Annotated in this window: 16 protein-coding genes; 12 read left to right on the top strand and 4 right to left on the bottom strand. The window is 67.5% G+C overall.

The genetic code is table 11. From position 1 onward, the window contains the following. Nucleotides 1-23: 23 nt before the first annotated feature. Entirely contained in the window at nt 24-2,576 is a 2,553-nt protein-coding gene (locus tag ABZ827_RS03405) for a sensor histidine kinase KdpD (RefSeq protein ID WP_357232215.1), read from the bottom strand. 305 nt (nt 2,577-2,881) lie between these two features. On the opposite strand from ABZ827_RS03405, the gene ABZ827_RS03410 reads away from it, so the two are divergent. The 5 genes from ABZ827_RS03410 to ABZ827_RS03430 all read left to right on the top strand — a co-directional run bounded on the left by ABZ827_RS03410 (nt 2,882) and on the right by ABZ827_RS03430 (nt 7,782). Further along, a complete protein-coding gene (locus tag ABZ827_RS03410; RefSeq protein ID WP_357232218.1) occupies nt 2,882-2,980 on the top strand; it encodes a potassium-transporting ATPase in 99 nt (32 codons plus the stop codon). Next, a complete protein-coding gene (locus tag ABZ827_RS03415; RefSeq protein ID WP_357234432.1) occupies nt 2,977-3,063 on the top strand; it encodes a potassium-transporting ATPase subunit F in 87 nt (28 codons plus the stop codon). The genes ABZ827_RS03410 and ABZ827_RS03415 overlap by 4 nt, the downstream gene beginning before the upstream one ends. Before the next feature lies 1 nt (nt 3,064). Next, nucleotides 3,065-4,735 carry a potassium-transporting ATPase subunit KdpA gene (gene kdpA / locus ABZ827_RS03420; protein WP_357232221.1) on the top strand — a complete coding sequence of 557 codons (1,671 nt, stop codon included), beginning with the start codon at nt 3,065-3,067 and terminating at the stop codon, nt 4,733-4,735. Nucleotides 4,736-4,850: 115 nt separating this feature from the next. Continuing rightward, nucleotides 4,851-6,911, top strand: a complete 2,061-nt coding sequence (kdpB, locus tag ABZ827_RS03425; RefSeq protein WP_357234435.1) for a potassium-transporting ATPase subunit KdpB — start codon at nt 4,851-4,853, stop codon at nt 6,909-6,911. 1 nt (nt 6,912) lies between these two features. Next, nucleotides 6,913-7,782 (top strand): potassium-transporting ATPase subunit C, encoded by an 870-nt coding sequence (locus ABZ827_RS03430; protein ID WP_357232223.1) that lies wholly within the window; start codon nt 6,913-6,915, stop codon nt 7,780-7,782. Nucleotides 7,783-7,964: 182 nt separating this feature from the next. Here ABZ827_RS03430 and ABZ827_RS03435 read toward each other — a convergent pair whose 3' ends face one another. Beyond that, nucleotides 7,965-8,483 carry a DUF4232 domain-containing protein gene (locus ABZ827_RS03435; RefSeq protein ID WP_357232226.1) on the bottom strand — a complete coding sequence of 173 codons (519 nt, stop codon included), beginning with the start codon at nt 8,481-8,483 and terminating at the stop codon, nt 7,965-7,967. 202 nt (nt 8,484-8,685) lie between these two features. On the opposite strand from ABZ827_RS03435, the gene ABZ827_RS03440 reads away from it, so the two are divergent. Together ABZ827_RS03440 and ABZ827_RS03445 are read left to right on the top strand one after the other, a co-directional pair. Further along, the gene (locus ABZ827_RS03440) at nt 8,686-9,144 is read left to right on the top strand and encodes a MarR family transcriptional regulator (RefSeq protein WP_357232229.1); all 459 of its coding nucleotides are present in this window, start codon (nt 8,686-8,688) and stop codon (nt 9,142-9,144) included. 73 nt (nt 9,145-9,217) lie between these two features. After that, complete coding sequence (locus ABZ827_RS03445) at nt 9,218-11,032, top strand: MFS transporter (RefSeq protein ID WP_357232231.1); 1,815 nt, start codon at nt 9,218-9,220, stop codon at nt 11,030-11,032. Between the two features lie 67 nt (nt 11,033-11,099). Here ABZ827_RS03445 and hrpB read toward each other — a convergent pair whose 3' ends face one another. After that, nucleotides 11,100-13,559 (bottom strand): ATP-dependent helicase HrpB, encoded by a 2,460-nt coding sequence (hrpB, locus tag ABZ827_RS03450; RefSeq protein ID WP_357232234.1) that lies wholly within the window; start codon nt 13,557-13,559, stop codon nt 11,100-11,102. Between the two features lie 228 nt (nt 13,560-13,787). On the opposite strand from hrpB, the gene ligA reads away from it, so the two are divergent. Then, a complete protein-coding gene (gene ligA, locus ABZ827_RS03455) occupies nt 13,788-15,779 on the top strand; it encodes an NAD-dependent DNA ligase LigA (RefSeq protein ID WP_357232236.1) in 1,992 nt (663 codons plus the stop codon). A gap of 181 nt (nt 15,780-15,960) precedes the next feature. On the opposite strand, the gene ABZ827_RS03460 is transcribed toward ligA, so the two are convergent. Beyond that, nucleotides 15,961-16,419 (bottom strand): hypothetical protein, encoded by a 459-nt coding sequence (locus tag ABZ827_RS03460; RefSeq protein WP_357232239.1) that lies wholly within the window; start codon nt 16,417-16,419, stop codon nt 15,961-15,963. A 283-nt stretch (nt 16,420-16,702) separates the two neighbouring features. On the opposite strand from ABZ827_RS03460, the gene ABZ827_RS03465 reads away from it, so the two are divergent. The 4 genes from ABZ827_RS03465 (at nt 16,703) to ABZ827_RS03480 (ending at nt 23,165) form a co-directional block, all read left to right on the top strand. Next, on the top strand, nt 16,703-17,128 hold the full coding sequence (locus ABZ827_RS03465) for a DUF302 domain-containing protein (protein ID WP_357232242.1): 426 nt from the start codon (nt 16,703-16,705) through the stop codon (nt 17,126-17,128). 111 nt (nt 17,129-17,239) lie between these two features. After that, entirely contained in the window at nt 17,240-18,574 is a 1,335-nt protein-coding gene (locus ABZ827_RS03470) for an alpha/beta hydrolase-fold protein (RefSeq protein WP_357232245.1), read from the top strand. Continuing rightward, entirely contained in the window at nt 18,571-21,057 is a 2,487-nt protein-coding gene (locus ABZ827_RS03475; protein WP_357232248.1) for a DUF2156 domain-containing protein, read from the top strand. The genes ABZ827_RS03470 and ABZ827_RS03475 overlap by 4 nt, the downstream gene beginning before the upstream one ends. 161 nt (nt 21,058-21,218) lie before the next feature. Beyond that, nucleotides 21,219-23,165 carry an acyl-CoA dehydrogenase family protein gene (locus ABZ827_RS03480; RefSeq protein ID WP_357232251.1) on the top strand — a complete coding sequence of 649 codons (1,947 nt, stop codon included), beginning with the start codon at nt 21,219-21,221 and terminating at the stop codon, nt 23,163-23,165. Nucleotides 23,166-23,183: the final 18 nt, after the last annotated feature.

The raw sequence follows: 23,183 nt of genomic DNA on the forward strand, positions 1-23,183 counted from the left end.
CGTTCAGCAGCCACCCCTCGGTGTCATGCGGAGGGCGGGGAGTGCTGCTCACCGTCGTCGGCCGGTTCTGGATCGTCCGTGGGTAGTTCGACGATGACGGTCAGGCCGCCGCCCGGCGTCGGTTCCGCGAGAACCGTTCCGCCCATGGCTTCCACGAACCCTCTGACAACCGACAGGCCGAGGCCGACACCGCTGGTGTTGTCGCGATCGCCGCGGTGCTGGAACGGTTCGAACAATCGGTCCTCGGTTCCCGGTGTGACACCGGGGCCGTGATCGACGACCGTGATGGACGTGTACCGGCCGTGCCGCTCCGCCACGACGCGCACGGGAGCCTGCCGCGACCCGTGCCGCAGCGCGTTATCGATCAGATTCGCCATGACCCGCTCCAACAGGCCGCCGTCGGCGAACACGTGCACATCAGCGACCTCTGTTCTCACCCGATCGACCTCGGCGCGCCGCGGGCCGCGGGCCCCCATACCCACGCTCACCAGTGCCCGGTGCACGACCTCGTCCAGGTACACACGCCGTAGCTGCGGAGTCACCACACCGACAGCGAGTCGCGAGGAATCGAGGAGGTTGCCGACCAGTGCGGTGAGCTGGTCCACCGACTCTTCGATGGCCTCGAGCAGTTCGGCGGTATCGTCGGCCGAGAATTCCACCTCGTCGCTGCGCAGGCTCGACACCGCGGCTTTCGCGCCCGCCAGGGGAGTGCGCAGATCGTGGCTGACCGCGGAGAGCAGCGCGCGACGCAACCGGTCGGCTTCGACGAGTGCGGCCGCCGCGCTTGCTTCCTCGGCCAGTTCCTCCTGCCGGACCAGTCCGGCGGCCTGGTTGGCGACCGCGTTGAGTACGGGCCGGTCGATCGCGGCCAGGGAGCGTCCGGCCAGGAGGAGCCGGCTCGCCGCATCACCGGCCTGGACGGAATTCTCCGCCTCGCCGGTCCGGGACGGCGGATCGATACCCACCGCCGCGACCACCTGCTCACCACGAATCAGGCTGACCGCGCGCAGGCCGTAGGTTTCCCGGATCTGCTCGAGCAAGTTGGTCAGATCCGCGCCGTAGAGCACCGCGCCGGAGAACAGGGTCAGTAGATCGGCCTGCTGGGTGGCCCGGCGTGCCTGCCTCGCTCTTTCGGCCGCGGCGTCGACCAGCGCGGCGACCGCCACCGCGACGAAGAGCAATACGACCACGGTGACGAAGCTGTCGGGCTGAGCGATCGTCAGGCTGTAGCGCGGATCGGCGAAGAACCAGTTCAGCAACAGACCGGACAGCATCGCCGAAACCGCGGCGGGCACGACGCCGCCGAGCAATGCCACGGTGACGACACCGACGAAGAACACCGCGCTCAACCCGCCCAGCTGGAGCGGGCCGTCCAACAGCAGGATGCTGATTCCACACACCAGCGCGGGCACCACGACAGCGGCGATCCACGCGTGAATCCGCCGCCGGGGCACGTTCAGTACCGACCGGGTGCCGCGATTCGCCTCCTCGTGGGTGACCAGATGAACATCGATCTTTCCCGACTGTTGCACCACGGCAGCCCCGATTCCCTCGTCGAGGATCCGTGCCCACCGGGAGCGCCGGGAGGTCCCCAGGACCAACTGTGTCGCGTTCACCTCCCGCGCGAATTCCAGCAGTGCGGACGGCACGTCGGTGCCGGTGATCGTATGCATCGACGCGCCCAGGTTGCCGGCCAGCTCGCGCAGCCGGGACAGCCGTTCGGCGGATACGCCGGCGAGGCCGTCCCCGCGTACGACATGGACGAGTACGAGCTCGGCACTCGCTTTGATCGCGATACGGCCGGCCCGGCGGATCACGGTTTCCGACTCCGGCCCGCCGGTCACCGCCACCACGACCCGTTCGCGTGCCTCCCACAGTTCGGTGATCTCGTGGTCGGATCGGTACTTCGCGAGGGCGGAATCCACCTGATCGGCCAGCCAGAGCAGGGCGAGCTCGCGCAGCGCGGTGAGATTTCCGGGACGGAAGTAGTTACGCAATGCCGCGTCGACCTTGTCGGCGGCGTAGATAGAACCATGAGAAAGCCTGCGGCGCAATGCTTCCGGAGTTATATCGACCAGTTCCACCTGGTTCGCCGCACGAACCACCGAATCCGGAACGGTCTCGCGTTGCCGGACCCCGGTTATCTGCTCGACGACGTCGTTGAGGCTCTCGAGGTGCTGAACGTTGACTGTCGATATCACCTCGATACCGGCCGAGAGCAGTTCTTCGACGTCCTGCCACCGCTTGTCGTTACCGCTGCCGGGCGTATTCGTATGGGCGAGTTCGTCGACCAGGACAACCGCCGGGGCGCGTCGCAAAACGGCCGCGATATCGATCTCGGAGAACCAGGTGCCGCGATATCGCACTGTCCGGGGTGGTATCTGCTCGATACCGTCGAGAAGTGCGGCGGTCGCGGACCGGCCGTGCGTTTCCACGATCGCGGCTACCACGTCGCGGCCACGGCCGAGCCGGCGATGCGCCTCGCCGAGCATCGCGTACGTTTTACCGACACCCGGCGCGGCGCCGAGGTAGATGCGCAGCTGTCCGCGCTTGCCCCCCTCGCCTGTCGATGGCACCGGCATCACCCCGGGGCGCCGGTGCCGCGCGTGACAACCGCCATCGTGATCCTTTCTGGCCGGAGCGCGCCGGCACGGCTCTCGGTTGTACGCACCGTAGCTCCGGCCCGCGATGCGGAAACCGCTCTTTACGGTGTATTGACGCTGCGAATACCTGCTCTGACGGCATTCTTGCACCCGATACCGGCCGGTCTGTCAGCGAAACGTCAATTCGGGGCCGCGAACCGCTAGAGGCCCGTAAAGACGCTGGGACGCACTTCCGGTAACGGCTTGACTCACCGGGTGCCTGCTCGACGAGGCGTGAGATGGAGGTTGGCCAGATGTCTGTCGTGGTGTTCACGGTGCTTACCGTCGCGGTGTTCGCGCTGCTGGGCCTGATCCAGCGGGGGGTGGAGAAGCTGTGATCGCGAATCTGATCGGCCTGCTGCTCGCCGTTTCCGTCGCGATCTACATGTTCGCGGCATTGCTCTTCCCCGAGAGGTTCTAGGTTGAATACGACAACAGCGGGGATCGTGTTCATCGCATCCCTGGTGGTAGCGCTCGTGCTCGTGCACGTACCTCTGGGCGATTACATGTATCGCGTCTACACCGGTACCAGGCATTCGCGAGCCGAACGCGTGATCTACCGGGTGATCGGCGCGCACCCGGAGGTCGAACAGAGCTGGGCGATATATGCCCGCAGCGTGCTCGCGTTCTCCGGGGTCAGCATCCTGTTCCTGTTCTTCTTGCAGCTGGTGCAGGGCAAACTGCCGCTGCACCTCGGCGACCCCGGTACGGAGATGACGCCGGCGCTGGCCTGGAACACCGCCGTCAGTTTCGTCACCAATACCAACTGGCAGAACTATTCCGGCGAATCCACCCAGGGGCACCTGGTGCAGATGGCCGGGCTCGCCGTGCAGAATTTCGTCTCCGCGGCGGTCGGTATGGCCGTCGCCGTGGCGCTCGTGCGCGGATTCGCCCGGACCCGCACCGGTGATCTGGGCAATTTCTGGGTGGATCTGGTGCGTGGCACCGTCCGCATACTGCTGCCGATCGCGTTCGTATTCGCGATCGTCCTCGTCGCCGGCGGCGTCATCCAGAATTTCCACCTGCACGACCGGATCGCACAGACGGTGACCGGTGGTCAACAGACCATCACCGGTGGACCGGTGGCGAGCCAGGAGGTCATCAAGGAACTCGGTACCAACGGCGGCGGCTTCTACAACGCCAACTCCGCTCATCCGTTCGAGAACCCCACCGCGTGGACGAACTGGGTCGAGATATTCCTGCTCATGGTGATCGCCTTCTCGCTGCCGCGCACCTTCGGCCGAATGGTCGGCGACCGCAGACAGGGCTACGCCGTCGCGGCGGTGATGGCCACCGTCGCGCTGGTCAGCGTGACGCTGACCAACTTCTTCCAGTTGCGTCACCACGGCACCGTGCCCACCGCGATCGGCGCGGCCACGGAGGGTGTGGAGCAGCGTTTCGGCGTCGCCGACTCCGCGACGTTCGCGGCCTCGACCACCTTGACCTCGACCGGCGCTGTCGACTCCTTCCACGACTCCTACACCAGCCTCGGCGGCATGATGACCATGTTCAACATGCAGCTGGGCGAGGTCGCGCCCGGCGGTGTCGGCTCCGGCCTGTACGGGATGCTCGTCCTGGCGGTGATCACGGTATTCGTCGCCGGGTTGATGGTCGGCCGGACGCCCGAATATCTGGGCAAGAAGATCACACCGCGCCAGATCAAACTCGCCGCCGCGTACTTCCTGATCAGCCCGCTCATCGTGCTGACCGGTACCGCCATCGCCATGGCGTTGCCCGGCCAGCGCGACGGCATGCTCAACTCCGGCCCGCACGGACTGTCCGAGGTGCTCTACGCATTCACCTCGGCGGCGAACAACAACGGTTCCGCGTTCGCGGGACTGACCGGCAACACCGAGTGGTACAACACCGCATTGGGTCTTGCCATGGTGTTCGGCCGGTTTCTCCCGATCATCTTCGTTCTCGCGCTGGCCGGTTCACTGGCCCGGCAGGGCACGACTCCCGCGTCGATCGGCACCCTGCCGACGCACCGGCCGCAGTTCGTCGGCATGGTCGTCGGTGTCACGGTGATCCTGGTCGCGCTCACCTTCCTGCCCGCGCTCGCGCTCGGGCCGCTCGCCGAGGGAATCCACTGAAATGACCAGCCACACAGAAGTTCCCGGCCGCGGCGATACTGCCGTGGATGCGGGGCCGAAAAGCCGGAACCGCGGAAACCGACGGCAGGGGCCCCGGGGCGCGCTCGATCCGAAAATGCTGCTGTCCTCGCTGCCGGACGCGATACGCAAACTCGACCCGCGCACCATGTGGCGCAATCCGGTCATGTTCGTCGTCGAGATCGGCGCGGTCTGGTCGACGGTACTGGCTGTCGCCGACCCCAGCTTCTTCGGCTGGGCGATCGTGGTGTGGTTATGGCTCACGGTCGTCTTCGCCAACCTCGCCGAAGCCGTCGCGGAAGGTCGTGGCAAGGCGCAGGCAGATACGCTGCGCAAGGCCAAAACCGATACCATCGCGCGCCGGCTGACCGACTGGACGCCGGGCGGTCCGGTCGTCGAGCACGAAGTCGCGGCCCCGGAGCTGCGGCGCGGCGATATCGTCGTGGTCGAGGCAGGGCAGGTCATTCCCGGGGACGGCGATGTCGTGGAGGGGATCGCCTCGGTGGACGAATCGGCTATCACCGGCGAATCGGCGCCGGTGATCCGCGAATCCGGCGGTGATCGCTCCGCGGTGACCGGCGGAACCACCGTATTGTCCGATCGGATCGTCGTCCGGATCACCCAGGAACCCGGTGCGAGTTTCATCGATAAGATGATCGCTCTCGTCGAGGGCGCGAGCAGGCAGAAGACACCGAACGAGATCGCGCTGAACATCCTGCTGGCCTCACTCACGATCATCTTCGTATTCGCCGTCGTCACGCTGCAACCGCTCGCGATCTTCACGAAGGCCGAAAACCCCGGAGTGCCGGATACTCTCGCCCTCGACGGTCACGGTGTGACCGGTATCGTCATGGTCTCGCTGCTGGTCTGCCTCATCCCGACCACCATCGGGGCGCTGCTGTCGGCCATCGGTATCGCGGGGATGGACCGGCTGGTGCAACGTAACGTCCTCGCCATGTCCGGGCGCGCGGTGGAAGCCGCCGGTGACGTGAACACCCTGCTCCTGGACAAGACCGGCACTATCACCCTGGGAAACCGTCAGGCCTCGGAATTCGTTCCCGCGCCCGGTGTTCCGGACGACGAACTCGCCGATGCGGCCCAGCTGTCCAGTCTTGCCGACGAGACACCCGAAGGCCGCTCCATCGTCGTGTACGCGAAACAAGCGTTCAACAAACGCGAACGCACCCCGGGCGAACTCGCCGGCGCCACCTGGGTCGAGTTCACCGCGCAGACCCGCATGTCCGGCGTCGACCTCTCCGACGGGCATCAGCTGCGTAAAGGCGCGGCCGGCGCCGTTATCGAATGGGTCCGCGGTCACGGCGGCAGTGTCCCGGACGATATCGGAGTCACCGTCGACGGCATCTCCGCGGCCGGTGGAACTCCGCTGGTGGTCGGGGAGATCGCGGACGGTAACGCCCGGCTGCTCGGTGTCATCCACCTCAAAGATGTGGTCAAACAGGGGATGCGGGAACGTTTCGACGAAATGCGCCGGATGGGCATCCGCACGATCATGATCACCGGCGACAATCCGCTGACCGCCAAGGCCATCGCGGACGAGGCCGGGGTCGACGATTTCCTGGCGGAGGCGACGCCGGAACACAAGCTCGAATTGATCAAGAAGGAACAGGACGGCGGGCGTCTGGTCGCGATGACCGGCGACGGTACCAACGACGCCCCCGCGCTGGCCCAGGCCGATGTGGGTGTCGCGATGAACACCGGCACATCCGCCGCCAAAGAGGCCGGCAATATGGTCGACCTCGACTCCGATCCGACCAAACTCATCGAAATCGTCGAAATCGGAAAGCAATTGCTCATCACCCGTGGTGCGCTCACCACATTCTCGATCGCCAACGATATCGCGAAATATTTCGCGATCATCCCGGCGTTGTTCATCGCGGTATTTCCGGGCCTGGACGCACTCAACATCATGCGTCTCGCCAGCCCGCAGTCGGCGATCCTGTCCGCGGTGATATTCAACGCACTCGTCATCATCGCGCTGATCCCGCTGTCGCTGCGCGGTGTCGACTACACGCCGGCCAATGCGTCGAAATTGCTGAGCCGCAATATGACGATCTACGGGCTCGGCGGCCTCATCGCGCCGTTCCTCGGCATCAAACTCATCGACCTCGTTGTCCAACTTCTCCCGGGGATGTCCTGATATGCGTTTATCGACCTGGGTCCGGCAGCATCTGGCCGCGCTACGCGCGCTGCTCGTGCTCACCGTGATCACCGGAATCGTCTATCCCGTAGCGGTTTTCGCTGTCGCGCAAGTCCCGGGCCTTCGGGACAAGGCGGATGGGTCGTTGATCGAAGCACGGGACACCGTGGTCGGCTCCGAATTGATCGGCCAGTCGTTCACCGGCACCGACGGCACGGCACTGGTGCAGTATTTCCAGAGTCGGCCGTCGGCGGCCGGGGACGGATACGACCCGCTGTCCACCTCCGCCTCCAATCTGGGGCCGGAAAGTATCGTCGACGCCCCGGACGATCCCGGTTTGCTGACCACTGTATGCACCCGGAGCAAGGAGATCGGGGAGCGGGAAGGAGTCGACGGGGGCCGGCCGTTCTGCACGGAAGGTGGTGTGGGATCGGTACTTTCGGTGGACGGGCCACGCGACGCCCGCGGTGAGGTGACCGCACCGACTCGGGTCGTCAGCGTCAACGAGGCGTGCCCGGCACGGCCGTTCCTGTCCGTGTACCACGGTGTACGGGTCGAATGCGCGGAACCGGGAGGGGACTACTCGCACGGGCGGATGGTGCCCATCCGCGGTGACGCCCCAGCCGACCCGCAGGTCCCCGCGGATGCGGTAACAGCCAGCGGCAGCGGTCTGGATCCCCATATCTCGCCGGAATACGCGGCAATCCAGGTACCGCGGATCGCGGAAGCACGCGGGATCACCGAGGCTCAGGTGCGCGAACTCGTCTCCGTGCACACCTCGGAGCGCCCCCTGGGATTCCTCGGCGAGCCGACCGTCCAGGTGGTGGAGCTGAATCTCGAGCTGGACAGCCGGTACCCGTTCCCGGCATAGCTCTCCGGTCCGGCCTGCCTGCGGCGGATCGTGTCGCGCGGAACGCAGTATCGCTCACACTGCCGGCCGGACCGCCGATGTCGGCGACGGGGCGGCGCGAGCACATCCGGCGCTACCGGGCGTCGGTTCCGAAGGCGAACCGCCGCGCCGACCGAGGTCGGCGCGGCGGTGTAACAGGTGATTCAGGCCGCGGGCAGCAGCGGGCCGATATAGGTGCCCGGGTGGGTGGCGCCGTCCTGGCGCTGCACGCTCACGCCCGCGGGCCACGGCGCCTGGAGCTGAGTGGTGGTATCCGGCGGGGTGACGGTGATCGTCGACGGGACCCAGCCGTCCGGGGGACCCGGCAGATAGGTGAGCACGCTGCTTACCGCGGCGCCCGGCGCCACCACCGCCGGCGCGAAGTTCACCTCCTGGCGGGGCAGCTGGTAGGTCGGGCCGAAGGTCGGATCGTCCGGGCCGGCCAGTTCGACGCCCGGGAATCCCTGTACAGCGCAGCTCTGCGCGGAGGTATTGGTCAGGATGAGCTCCAGCGTGGCCTGGCCGGGAGAGTCGGACGGCCGCTCACGGGTGCTCAGGCTCATCGTCTCCGCGGTGCAGAGGACCGGCTGGGCCGAGCTGGTCGCCGCCGGGATCATCACCGCCGCCAGCGCTGCCACCACGGCTCCGGCCGCTCCCGCGACCCGCCATTTTCCAGACGTCATGGTTCCCTTCGAAATTCGATACATCACCGATCTATTTGAACAGAAATTTCGTCCGGATGGGCGTGGACCGGGTCGCCACGGGGCGGCGGCCGGCACCACGCGTAATCCGCGGATCGCCGCCGAGGTACTATTTGATTACTTAGTAGAAACAACTATTCTTGTGTGGCGAATCAGCTATCACTTGTGATCGGACAGACGAAAGATGGACGCGATGGAGAACACCTCCACAACCGAGGAGCTCGGCACCCCCGCCGAAGTCGCGACCCTGTATCACCTGCTCACCCGGATCAACCGAACGCTGCGCACCCGCGGTCAGAGCCGGAATCTCAGCGCCGGTCTCGCCTCGGCGCTGTGGACGATCATCAACCACGCGCCGATCCGGCTGTCCGCTCTGGCCGAGCGGGAATCTGTCTCCGCACCGACGATTTCTCGTCTCGTGACCGTCCTCGAGGACCGGGGCTACATCGAGCGCACCCCCGACCCCGACGACGGGCGCGCCCGCCTGCTGGTCCCGACACCGGTCGGGATCGAATTGATCGCCCATACCCGGACCGAGAAAGCACTGTTGCTGTCCGCGGCCATCGAGAACCTCCCGCCGGAGGACCGGGAGACGGTCAGCCGAGGATTCACCATCCTGGCCGATGCGCTCGGGAAGACCTAGCCCCCGGATACGCGCCGACAATGGCGTCGCGCATTGCAGTCACTACTGGACCACCTGCTCGAAGGAACCACCCATGACCTCTGCCAGCGCACGATTATCTGCCGCCGATTCCGCGGATCCAGGTCCGAACTACAAGTGGATCGCGCTCTCCAACACCACCCTGGGCATGCTGATCGCCACGATCAACTCGTCCATCGTGCTGATCGCGCTGCCCGATATCTTCAAAGGGATCGGCCTCAACCCCCTCGAGTCGGGGAACACCAGCTATCTGCTGTGGATGATGATGGGATTCCTGGTCGTCACCGCTGTGCTCGTGGTCAGCTTCGGCCGCCTCGGGGATATGTTCGGCCGCGCCCGGATGTACAACATGGGCTTCGCCATCTTCACCATCTCCTCCATCTTCCTGGCGATCACCTGGTTCGACGGCTCCGAAGCGGCGATCTGGCTGATCGCCTGGCGGATCATCCAGGGCGTCGGTGGCGCCTTCCTCATGGCGAACAGCTCCGCCATCCTCACCGACGCGTTTCCGGCCCACCAGCGCGGACTCGCCATGGGTATCAACGGTGTCGCGGCTATCTCCGGCTCGTTCCTGGGTCTGCTGGTCGGCGGTGTGCTGGCGCCTATCCAGTGGCACTACATCTTCCTGGTGTCCGTCCCGTTCGGTGTCATCGGCACGGTGTGGGCCTATCTGAAACTCCGCGACACCGGGGTCCGCAAGAAGGCGAAGATGGACTGGTGGGGCAATCTGACGTTCGCGGTCGGGTTGGTCTCGATCCTGGTCGGCATCACCTACGGCATCCAGCCCTACGGCAGCTCCGATATGGGTTGGGGTAACCCCTGGGTGCTGGCCGCGATCATCGGCGGTGTCGTCGTGCTGGGCGTGTTCGTCTACATCGAAACGAAGGTCGACAGTCCGCTCTTCGAGTTGTCGCTGTTCCGGAACCGCTCGTTCGCGTTCGGTAACGCCGCCAACCTGATGGGGTCGATCGGCCGCGGCGGTCTGCAGTTCATCCTGATCATCTGGCTGCAGGGCATCTGGCTGCCGCAGCACGGCTTCGATTACTCCCGCACTCCGCTGTGGGCCGGTATCTACATGCTGCCCATGACAGTCGGCTTCCTGCTCAGCGCCCCGCTCTCCGGCGCGCTGTCGGACCGGCTCGGTGCCAAATGGTTCACCACATCCGGAATGCTCATCACCGCGGCGACCTTCGGTGCCCTGATCGCCCTCCCTGTCGACTTCGCCTACGGGATGTTCGCGCTGATCCTGCTGATCAACGGTATCGGCCAGGGCCTGTTCTCTTCACCGAACCGCGCCTTGGTGATGAACTCGTTGCCGGCCACCTCACGCGGGTCGGGCGCCGGTATGATGACGACATTCCAGAACGCGTCGATGGTGCTCTCGATCGGGTTGTTCTTCTCGCTGATGATCGCCGGTCTGAGCGCGCACCTGCCGACCGCGATGTTCGACGGCCTGACCGCGGGAGGTATGCCGGACGCATCCGCTCAGGGGATCGCCCAGCTGCCGACGGTCGCCATCCTGTTCGCGGCGTTCCTCGGCTACAACCCCATCGCGCAGGTCGGTGGTGACGCGCTGCACGGGCTGCCGCAGGCCGGTATCGATCACCTGACCGGTCTGGAGTTCTTCCCGCACCTGATCAGCGATCCGTTCTCCGACGGCCTCAGCGCCGCCTTCACCTTCGCGCTCGTCTGCTGCGTGCTCGGTGCGGTCTTCTCGTTCTTCACCGACGGTCGCGGGAAGGAGACGGCAACCGGGTCCGCCGACGGTGACGAGGCCCATGAGTCGGTCGGAGCAGAGCTGGCCGCGGTGGCCGCGTTCGCGTCGGGAGAGGCCCCGTCCGAACTGATCGACGAACCCGTACGACGCTGAGGATCGCCCCGTAGGCACCGCGCTACCGAGGTCGTGCTGTTCGAACGGCACAACCTCGGCGCCGGAGTCACCGCGGGGAGCTCGGCCGGTCGCGGCCCGCGTTGCGGGCAGTGCCCCGATGGGCGGGCACTGAGGTCGGGTCTTCCGGCCAAGCATGTTTGGGGTAGCGGCCGCGGAGGTCGGCGCGGACCCGGGGCCAGCCGGTGCGCCAGAAGGAGGCCAGATCCGCGGTGACCGCGACCGGGCGCTGGGCGGGGGAGAGCAGGTGCAGCAAAATCGGGACGCGGCCGCCGGCCAGGCGCGGTGCGTCTGCCCAGCCGAAGACTTCCTGCACTTTGACCGCGAGCACCGGCGGGTCGGTCGAGTAGTCGAGGCGCGGACGGCTCCCGGAGGGGACCTCCAGACGTTCCGGAGCCATATCGTCCATCCGGGCGGCTTCGGGCCAGGGGAGCAGGCGGCGCAGGGCTTGTCCGGTGTCGATGCGTTCGAGGTCGGTGCGGCGGCGGGCGGCGGCGAGTTCGGGCCCCAGCCAGGTATCGGCGGCAGCGAGCAGCGATTCGTCGTCCACAGGCGGCCACGGGTCGCCGAGGGTGCGGTGCAGGAAGTCGAGGCGCTGACGTAAAGCGATCGCCTCCGAATTCCAGGACAGCAGGCCGACACCGGTCGAGTCGAGCCCGCGTCGCACCGCGGCGCCGAGCAACCGGCGATCGGGTTCGCGAATCGGTTTCTCCGACAAGGTGATCGCACCCAGCCGTTCGATCCGCCGGGCGACCACATCGCCGTCGATCCAATCTATTTCGTCGGCGGTGGTCAGCAGGCTCGACGCGGCACGTCGCGCCAACTGTTCATCGGCGGCCGCGGCCAACCGTATATATCCCTCGGAACGACCCGGATCACGGGTCGCGACGCCGATCGCCAGCCACTCCGGGTCGCCTGTTCCGGAGCCGGGCGGCAGCGTCACCGCGGTGCCGCCGACCATGAGATAGCTGGACGAACCCGGTCCGCGCCGGCGCGCCAGACGTTCCGGATAAGCAAGTGCGACAACGAAAGCCGGATCATCGGTCCCCTCCGGCCCCTCGACCGATCGGGCCAGCCGCTCGACCTCCCGGCGCCAGCGTGCCGGCCGCTCGCGCCGCAGAACCCGTAGGCCTGCCGTGAGATCGACACCGGACATATGGGTGTCGTCGTCGAGGACGGCGACGACCTCCGCGGCCGCCTCTGCGCCGACCACGGCCGCGCCGTCGAGTAACGCGCGTGCCAACCGGGGGTGCAATCCGATCCGGGCGATACGCCGCCCACGGCCGGTCACCTCACCGTCTCCCGTCACGGCTCCCAGCCCGCGCAGTACCTCCCGGCCCGCGCTCAGCCCGCCGGACGGCGGAGGATCCCACCAGGTGAGACCGTGTCCATCGGCCGTACCCCAGCAGGCCAGTTCGAGCGCCAGCCGCGTCAGGTCCGCCGTCCGGATCTCCGGCTCCGGATAGGCGGGCAGTGTGGCGTGCTCATACTCCGGCCAGCACCGCCAGACCCGACCCGGAGCCTCACGCCCGGCCCGCCCGGCCCGCTGCTCTGCCACCGCCGCCGAGACGCGGACTGTCGCGAGCCCGGACAGTCCCCGCGCCCGATCGATGCGGGGGACCCTGGCCATACCGGAATCCACCACCGCCCGTACTCCCGGCACGGTCAGACTGGACTCCGCGACCGCGGTGGACAACACCACTCGCCGGCGAGATCCGGAACGTAATGCCGCATCCTGCCCCACCGTGGACAGCCGGCCGTGCAGCGGAACGACATCCGTGCCGTCCAGATCGGCCAGAAGTGCTGCCGTCCGGCGGATTTCGGCTGCCCCGGGCAGGAATACCAGTACATCGCCGTCGGTTCCGGCGAGTGCGGTTCGGGTTACGCGCGCGACCTGCGCTTCGATCCGCTCCCGCGGCAACGATGGAACATATGTCGTGTCCACGGGATGGGTGCGACCCTGGACCCGCACCACCGGCGCCGCCCGATCGCCACCCAGAATCTTCGAAAGACGTTCAGCCGCAAGAGTTGCCGACGTGGCGAGCACCTGCAGATCCGGCCTCAACCCGGCCCGTGCGTCCAGCAGCAACGCCAGCAGCAGATCCGCGTCGAGATGCCGCTCGTGGCATTCGTCCAGCAGGACGACGTCGACCCCCGCCAACTCGGGATCGTCCTGTAACCGCCGTACCAGCAGCCCCGAGGTAACGACCTCGATCCGGGTATTCCGCCCTACTCTCCGATCCCCGCGGACCGAGTAACCTACGGTTTCGCCCACCGTCTCGCCCAGTAGAGCAGCCATCCGCCCGGCCGCGGCCCGAGCCGCCAGCCGCCGCGGCTCGGCCACGAGCACCCGCCCCGCGACACCCGCCGCGAGCGCCAAGGGCACCAGGGTCGTTTTCCCGGTTCCCGGCGGCGCGACCAGCACAGCGGTCCCGCGTTCGGCCAGCGTTCCGGCGACATGTTCGAGAACGTCGCGAATGGGCAAATCGGGAAGCTCGGGAAGTTTCATCACCGACCATTTTGCTGCCTCGGCTTCGAGCGGCGATGCCGAGCGCCCCGGCGCCGTGGGGCCTACCGTCACTTCTCCACCGTGGCCCGCGGACCCGGGCGAATTTTCAGGTGTTCTCGGCGACCCGACCGGGTGCCTGTGAACGAACGCGGGTCCTCCGGGGAGCCGAAACCCCGCGGTCGGCGCGCCGTGGGGAGGTGTCGGTGGGCTTCGGTAGCGTCCTGTGTTGTGGAAATCGGGGAACATATCCAAGAGCTCGCGGATCGCATGGTGGTGCTGCGTGACGCCTACTATCAGGGCTCGCCGCTGGTCGCGGACGCCGAGTTCGACGCGCTCGAGGACGAGCTGCGTGGCCTGATCGAGGCGCACCCCGATCTCACGCCCGACCCGAATCCGCTGGATCAGGTCGGTGCGCCCGCGGTGCTGCACGCCCCGATCCGGCACTCCCGGCCGATGTTATCGCTCGAGAAGGCGACCACGTCCGAGCAGGTGGCGGCGTTCTTCGACCGCTTCCCCGGTCAGCCGGTGGTGGTGATGCCGAAGCTCGACGGCCTGTCGCTGTCGGTGGTCTTCGAGGACGGCCGGCTGGTGCGTGCCGTGACTCGCGGTGACGGCACCACCGGTGACGACGTGACCGTGCTGGTCCGCGCGCTGGTCGACGGTGTTCCGGAGCGGATCGACGTCCCCGGGCGGGTGGAGCTGCGTGGTGAGGCGGTGATGTTGCGTTCGACCTTCCTCGCCTACAACACCGCGCACCCGGACAAACCGCTGATCAACCCGCGCAACGCCGCCGCGGGCACACTGCGGGCCAAGGATCCGGCCACGGTAGCCCAGCGGCGGCTGCAGTTCTTCGGCTTCGACCTGGACACCTCGGACGGTGGCGCCGCCGTCGATCTCGAGGAGGGCCTGCGGGCGCTGGGGGTCGCGGGTGCGCAGATGCGGTTGTGCTCCGGCGCCGAGCAGGCTCAGGCGGCGATAACCGCGATCGAGCAGGGGCGCAACGACCTGGATTACGATATCGACGGTGCGGTGCTGCGGCTGGCCGACCGCGATGCCTACGCCGCCGCGGGGACCCGTTCCAGCAGTCCGCGCGGTGCGCTGGCGTTCAAATTCGCCGCCGAGGAGAAGACCACATTGCTCAACGATGTGGTCTGGGACGTCGGTAAAACGGGCAAGATCGTCCCGGTCGCCTGGCTGGAGCCGGTGTTCGTGGGCGGCACGACCGTCACGAAAGCGACGCTGGCCAACCAGCAGGTGATCCGCGCGCGCGATATCAAGGTCGGTGACACGGTGCTGGTGCGTCGCGCGGGCGATGTGATCCCGTTCGTGGCCGGCGTGCTCGACGCCTCCCGGCGTACGGGCGAGGAGCGCGAGATCGTGCCACCCACCGCCTGTCCCTCGTGCGCGCAACCGGTGACCGAACAGGGCAACAGCCGGGAGTTGTTCTGCACCAACGTCTCGTGCCCCGCGCAGACGGTGCGCAGGCTCATCCACTGGGCCTCGCGGGCGGCAGCCGATATCGACGCCATCGGGCAGGTGTGGATCGAACGCCTGGCCGAGGCGGGCATCCTGGAACGGCCGTCGGACTTCTATACGCTGACCAAGGAGCGTTTGCTCGAGTTCGACCGCATCGCCGAGGTTTCCGCCGCGCGCATGATCGATTCGATCGACGCCAGCCGCGAGGTCGGTCTGCGGCGCGCACTGATCGGCCTGGCGATCCCGATGGCCTCGGACGGCACCGCCGCCCGCCTGGCCCGCGCGGGGTTCGGTTCCCTGGAGGAGGTCGCCGACGCGGGGGAGGAACGACTGGTGGCGGTGGAGGATATCGGGCCGAAGGTCGCCGCATCCCTGGTCGAACACCTCACCCGCCTGCGCCCGGAACTGGAGCGGTTGCGACAGGCGGGTGTCTGCCTGGATGTGCGTGCGGAAGACCTGCCGCCGGTCGTCGCGGCCGGTGCGCCGCTGGACGGTAAGACGGTGGTGATCACCGGCGCTCTCAGCGACCCACGTTCCGGCGAGAAGGTCGCTCGCCCCACGTTCCAGCGCCTGTGTGAGAAGGCGGGCGCGACGGCGGCATCCTCGGTCTCGGCGAATACCGACCTGCTGATCACCGGTGCGGGGGTCGGCGACAGCAAGCTGGCCAAGGCGGAGAAACTCGGCGTCGAGGTCGTCGACCAGGGTGAGATCTGGAATCTGCTGATCTCCGCCAAAGTTGTCTAGATCAGCCGGAGTATGTCCGGTGGGCGGTCGAACAGGCGCTGTCGGCTGGGCCTGAACGCGACGCCAAGCCCGGCGCTGGGCAGCGGTGAGACGCGGCGCCGACTTCACCGACCGCGCTCCCGCGAGCCCGGTTCGGACCTGGCCGGTTTCGTCGGCCGGACGGTTCCGGAGGGGTCCGGCCTCAGATCTGGTCCGTTCCGCTGCCACGAGCGTCTACGGCCTGGACCGTTTTCCGGAAAGCATTTCGCAGAATGCCTTGGCCGACGGTCCCGACCACGGCTCCGAGTGCGCGGCCCTTGAGGTTCTTGCCCTCGCGCACCACCACGACGTCGACCTCGGTCCTACCGTCGGGGCGGGCGGTGAAGGTGTAGGTGTGGCCCGAGTGACCACCCCACAGGTTGGAGTCGGTCGTTGTCATGACGACGCGGCCGGGGTCGGACCAGTCGTAGTGCAGGCGTTCCCAGATACCGTGCGACCCCTCCGTGACGTCGGCGTCGGTGGGGCCACGGTTGTGCACCTCGAGGTATTCGTCGGTGCTGTTCCCGAACAGTTGCTCGCGCCCGGGGCCGAAGTCGGTGAGTGCCGCGACGAACTGTTCGGGTGTCGCGTCGGCCGTTTCGCTGAAGTGGAGAGTGGCCATGAGTACTCCTTGCGTCTGTGGATGATGTCGCCTGTGAACAGTGACTACGCGCTTCGGTTGGTATGCGCTATACCCCAGGACCGCGGGGAATCACAGTCGATGCAGGGTCGATATGATCGAGGCAGCATTGTCGCCACCTGCCTGCGCGAATGCCTCGATCGCCAGGACGAGGACAGCAACCCGTCGATTGTCGACGAGCTGGAGAAGCTGTTCCTCGCGCTTGCCTGGACCCGGCCGCCGGGCACCACGCAAGGAAAAGATCGAGAGAGGAGATGGACAGACGATGACCGACACCGCCGCCGGCCCGGCGCTTTCGACCACGCTGACCGGTACCACCTTCGACGACGCCGTAGCGCGCACCCGCGCGGCCCTGTCCGAACAGGGATTCGGTGTCCTGACCGAAATCGATATGCGCGCCACCCTCGAAACCAAACTCGGCCTCGAGATGGAGGATTACCTGATCCTCGGCGCCTGTAATCCACCCCTGGCCCACCGTGCCGTCGAAATCGACCGCCAGATCGGGCTCCTGCTGCCCTGTAACGTCGTCGTCCGCCGCGACCCGGACAACGATGCCGACGTATTCGTCGAGGCCATGAACCCGGACGTCATGGTTCAGGTCACCGGAGAACCAGCGCTGGCCCCCGTCGCCGGGGAAGCCGCGACCAAACTCCGGGCCGCCATCGATTCTTTGCACGCAACCGCACACTGACGAGGTGTGTCCGCGGAGCCATTCGTGACCTGATGTCCGGGGCAGCGGTGGCGGCCGTGGCGGTGGATCACCCACCGGGTGTGCGGGCGGGGCACCGGCATACTGGTCGTCATGTCATGGTCCGGCTTCGTCGACTCGGTGCTCGCCCGACATGTGACGTCGACGGCGGCGGTGGGTGTGCTCGTTGTCCTCACAGTGGTGGGTCTGGTGGCGCTGGCCGCGCGCCGGCAGCGGCGCCGGCTGCTCGCCGGGCTCGCGGCGGCAGTGGTTGCGACCGTGGCGACGGTGGCGCTCGCCGCTGTGCTCATCGAGAAGGTGTGGCGGCCCTTCCCCGAACCCCTGCCGCTGAGCGTTTACGCCTGGTCGGCGGCGGGGGTTCTCGCCGTCGCGTTGTTCGTCGGCCGGTGGTTCGTCCGGCGGCGAGACCGGCCGCGACCGGGCGCCGCGGCGGGGCTCCTCGGTGCGGTCGTGGTGGTGGTGCTCTGCGCCGCCGGCGGGATCAACGCGGTATACGACGCGTATCCGACGGTGCGCGCGGTCCTCGGTATCAGTGATTACCGGACTGTTCCGTTCGATGATTCGCTGGCACCCGAGCCGGGAGCCGGCGAAAGCCACACGCCGGCCGGAAGCTGGGTTCCCCCGGCCGATCTGCCGGAGACGGGCGCGGTGACGAAGGTCGGTATCCCGGGCACCGTCTCCCGGTTCTCCGCTCGCGAGGCGCGGATCTATCTGCCACCGGCGTACTTCGCCTCGCCGCGCCCCGACCTGCCCGTGCTCGTGCTCTTGGCCGGGCAGCCCGGCGGCACCGACGATTGGCTGGTCGGCGGCAGGCTCACGGAGATCATGGACGACTACGCCGCCGGGCACCGGGGACTGGCACCGATCGTCGTGCTCGCCGACGGCACCGGAAGTCAGCTGGCCAACCCGTTGTGCGTCGATTCGCATCTCGGAAATGTCGCGACCTATTTGACCGTCGATGTACCGGAATGGGTGCGATCCCATCTGCAGGTCGACCCGGATCCGCGAGCGTGGGCCGTGGGCGGTCTGTCCTACGGCGGCACCTGCTCCCTGCAACTCGCCACCACCCGTCCCGAGGTCTACCCGACATTCCTCGATATGTCGGGCCAGGCCGAACCGACGCTCGGCCACCGGAACACCACCGTCCGGGAGGTGTTCGGCGGCGACGCCGCCGCCTTCGCCCGCAACAACCCCGCCGACCTGCTGGCACATAACCGCTACCCCGACTCGGCGGGCGCGTTCGTGGTGGGCCTCGACGACACCGAATACCGTGGTGCCGTGGAGCGGCTGGCCGCGGCCGCGCGCGCCGCGGGAATGGATGTTCACCTCACCGAAGTGCCCGGCGCGCACAGCTTCGCCGTGTGGTCCGCCGGTCTCGAGAAGGAGCTGCCGTGGCTCGGCCACCGACTCGGCCTCGATCCCGCATGACGACCCGCATCGTCTCGTGGAGCGTTCGCGCCCCCGTGGCTCTCGGGCTGCTGGCGGTGATCTGGATCCTCGCCGCGACCACCGGTTCGCTGCTGCGGGGACCATCGCGCGAGCTGGCGGCGAACGTCGCCCTCGGAATCCCCACCTTCGCCGACGGTCGCGTGTGGACACTGTGGACCTCGGGGCTGTTCGCCTCCGGGTTCGGCGAATACGTGCTGTCGACCCTGTTCGTCCTCGCGGTCGCGGTGCCGGTCGAGCATCGTATCGGCAGCCGGCGGTTCGCGACCGCCGTGCTCATCTCCCAGGGAGCCGGGGCCGCGCTGGCGCTCGTCATCGCGCAGCTCGCGGCGGAGGTACCGAACTCGTGGGGTCTGGAACTGCACGGGCACCTGACCGTGGACCCTATTCCCTGGGTTCTCGGTGCGTTGCTCGCCGCCACCGCGGCCATGCACACGCTGTGGCGCCGGCGTATCCGCACCCTGCTGCTGGTTTTTCTCGTGACCACCGCGCTGTTCGCCGGGCACCTGCAGGATGTGACGAGGTTGTCCGTCGCGGTGGCGGGTCTGCTCCTCGGGCCGGTGTTGTTCGGCCGGGTCGCGCGCCGCCCGGCACTCGGCGGGACGATCCGGGAACGCCGAACCCTCGTCGCTCTCGTTGTCGCGGCAAGCGTCCTCGGCCCGATCCTCGCGGCATTCTCACCGCATGCCATCGGGCCGCTGTCGTCGCTGCGTGAGCTGTTCGACCAGGTGCCCTACAGTCCGCGTGAACTGGTCGGTGTCTGCGCCGACCCGGATCTGCACGACGACTGCCGCGAGGGGCTACAGGCACTGCGCCTGTCCGGTATCGGGCCGCTGACGATGAACCTCATGCCGTCGGTGCTGCTGCTCATCGGAGCCGAGGGGTTGCGTCGCGGCCGGCGCGCGGCCTGGCTGCTCTCGGTGGGCGGTCACGTCGTACTCGTCGGCGCCGCGGCTGCGAGTGTGGTCGTACGGATCAGCGAACAAGACGAGGTGCGTTCGCTGCTGTACGGCATCCACCGGCACAGCTCGGTGTATATGGAACTCGCTCCGCTGCTCGCGCTGATCGCGGTGCTCATGCTGCTGCTGGCGACGCGGCGGCTGTTCGACGTGCGTGCCGCCCACGGAACGTATCGGCGAGTATGGCTGGGAACCGTCGGGGCCGCCGGTATCGCGCTGGTGGCCTATATGGTGCTGGGGACGCTGCTCGCCGACGGATTCGACCGTGACCCCGGGGTGGTCACGCTGCTGCGCGACGCCCCACTGCGGCTGCTGCCCCCGGTGTATCTCCAACTCGTCGATCCGCCGGTGTTACCGCTGAGTTCGGCCGCGACGCTGCTGTTCGAGTGGATCGGCGTGGTCGTCTGGGTGGCGTTCTGCCTGTTGCTGCTGCGCAGCTTCCTCGGCCCGCCGGCGGGGTACGACCGCGGCGGCGAGCGCCGGGTGCGGGAGCTACTGCACACCCCTGGTGGTGGTTCCCTGTCGTGGATGAGCACATGGGCGGGCAACAGCTACTGGTTCAGCGCGGACGGCCGGCAGGCGGTGGCGTACCGGGTGCACTCCGGGGTCGCCCTGACCACGACAGACCCGATCGGTGATCGCTCCCACCGCGCCGAAGCGGTCGACGAATTCGCGGCCTTCTGCCTCGGCAACGGGTGGACCCCGTGTTTCTACTCCGTCGGGCAGGACACCGCGGCCGTCGCCCGCGAGCACGGCTGGAGTTGCCTGCAGGTGGCGGAGGAGACCCTTATCGACCTCGCCGACCTGGCCTTCAAAGGTAAGAAATTCCAGGACGTGCGGACCGCCTTGAACCGCGCGGGCAAAGACGGGATCGAGGCGAGATGGACGACATTCGCCGACGCCCCGCTCTCGGTGACCGAGCAGATCGTCGACATATCCGAGGAGTGGGCGGCCGATAAAGGCCTGCCCGAGATGGGTTTCACCCTGGGTGGGCTCGCCGAACTCCGCGACCCCGAGGTCCGGCTACTGCTCGCGGTCGACCACGACGATCACATCCATGCCGTCACCTCGTGGATGCCGGTGTTCCGGGACGGTGTCCCGGTCGGCCTGACCCTGGATTTCATGCGCCGCCGTTCCGACGGCTTCCGCGCGGCGATGGAGTTCCTCATCGCCTCGGCGGCATTGTCCGCGCGGGATGAGGGTCTCGAGTTCCTCAGCCTGTCCGGCGCGCCGCTGGCCTCCGCCGATGCCGACGGAACAGACCTCGATCGAGGCCCGCTCGACGCATTGCTCGATCTGCTGGGCCGCACCCTCGAACCGGTCTACGGATTCCGGTCGCTGCTCGCCTTCAAAGCGAAGTTCCAGCCCCGGCACCGGCCCATGTACATGGTGTTTCCCGATTCCGCGGCCCTGCCGACCATCGGGATCGCCGTCAGTCGCGCGTACCTACCCCACCTGTCGCTCGAGGAGAGCGGGCAGTTGCTGACCCAATTGCTGCGCCGCTGAATCAGGATGCGCCGCTGCCGCGCCGGGAGTGTGCTCTCCTTCGGCTCGCGGCCGCTATCGGCGCAGTGTTCGGCAGCTACGCCTTCACTTCTGGAGTTACCGGCAGGTAGCATAGCGGCAAGCTATCGACTGTGATCGCCATCACCTCCAAGGAGGGTTTCATGGTAACTGCCGCGAAGGTCGATGCCACCGAGGAGCAGGCCCGCCAGTTGGTCGAAGAATCCCGCGAGGCCGGATGGGTCAAACCCTCGTTCGCCAAGGAGTTGTTCCTCGGCCGTTTCCGGGTGGATCTGATCCACCCGTTTCCGCGCCCCAGCGCGGAAGACACCGCAAAGACCGATGCCTATCTGACGCGACTGCGGGACTACTGCGAAACGCTCGACGGCAGCGTGATCGAGGAACAGGACCGCATTCCGGAGGAGTACGTGCGGGGCCTCGCCGAACTCGGTTGTTTCGGTCTGAAGATTCCCGTCGAATACGGCGGCCAGGGCCTGTCGCAGGTCGGTTACAACAAGGCGCTGATGCTGGTCGGCGCGGTACACCCCAGCGTGGGCGCGCTGCTGTCCGCGCACCAGTCGATCGGTGTGCCCGAACCGCTGAAGCTGGCGGGTACGCCGGAGCAGAAGCAGAGATTCCTGCCGCGCTGCGCGAAGGGCGCGATAAGCGCCTTCCTGCTCACCGAGCCCGATGTCGGCTCCGATCCGGCCCGGATGGCCAGTACCGCGACACCCACGGCCGACGGTGAGGCCTACGAGATAAACGGCGTCAAACTGTGGACCACCAACGGTGTGGTCGCCGAACTACTGGTGGTGATGGCCCGGGTGCCGAAGAGCGAGGGTCACCGCGGTGGGATCTCCGCCTTCGTCGTCGAAGCCGACAGCCCGGGCATCACCGTGGAGCGGCGCAATTCGTTCATGGGTCTGCGCGGTCTCGAGAACGGCGTCACCCGGCTGTACAACGTCCGGGTCCCGGCGCAGAACCTGATCGGCCGCGAAGGTGACGGGCTGAAGATCGCCCTCACCACGCTCAATGCGGGCCGGCTCGCGATTCCGGCGTTGTGCACCGCGGCGGCCAAATGGTCGCTCAAGATCGCCCGCGAATGGAGTGCTGTCCGCGTGCAGTGGGGACGGCCGGTCGGCGAGCATTCCGCGGTGGGCGCCAAAGTGTCGTATATCGCCGCGACGACCTATGCCCTGGAAGCGGTGCTCGACCTCTCGGCAACCATGTACGACGAGAACCGCAACGATATCCGCATCGAGGCGGCACTGGCCAAGCTGTGGGCATCGGAGATGAGCTGCCGGATCGCCGACGAACTCGTGCAGGTCCGTGGCGGCCGCGGATACGAAACGGCGGCGTCGCTGCGGGCCCGGGGAGAACGTGCGGTCGGCGCGGAACAGTTGGTGCGCGATCTGCGTATCAACCGGATCTTCGAAGGATCCAGCGAGATCATGCGACTGCTCGTCGCCCGGGAGATGGCCGATGCGCATATGGCCGCCGCCGGAGCGCTGGTCGACCGGAACGCGGAGTTCGGTGAGAAGGCGAGGGCGGCGGTGGGAGCGGGCGGGTTCTACGCCAAATGGTTCCCGCAGCTTGCCGTCGGCCCGGGCACGGTACCGGCTGGATTCGGCGAATTCGGGCCGCTGGCCCGGCATCTGCGCTTCGTCGACCGGATGGCACGCAAACAGGCGCGCGCGCTGATGTACGGTATGGCGCGCTGGCAGGCGAAGCTCGAGTACCGGCAGGTGTTCCTGGGGCGCATTGTCGATATCGGCGCGGAGCTGTTCGCGATATCGGCGGTGTGCGTACGAGCCCGGGCCGAGGGGCGCGACGCCACGACCGACGGGACCGCCGCCGAGGAACTGGCCGACGTGTTCTGCCGGCAAGCGCGGGTCCGGGTACGGCAACTGTTCGACTCGTTGTGGGACAACACCGACGACGAGGATGTGTACGTGACCCGCCGCGTACTCGACGGCCGCTACCGCTGGCTGGAGGAGGGCGTTATCGACTCGAGCGAGGGCACCGGTCCGTGGATCGCCGAATGGCAGGCGGGCCCGTCCACCGAGGAGAACCTGCTGCGGCCGTGGCTGCGGGTGCGGGCACCCGGGTGATCCGTCGTGCGGGCTGCG

Origin of the sequence: Nocardia sp. NPDC019395 (assembly GCF_040632335.1) — a bacterium.
GTDB lineage: Bacteria > Actinomycetota > Actinomycetes > Mycobacteriales > Mycobacteriaceae > Nocardia.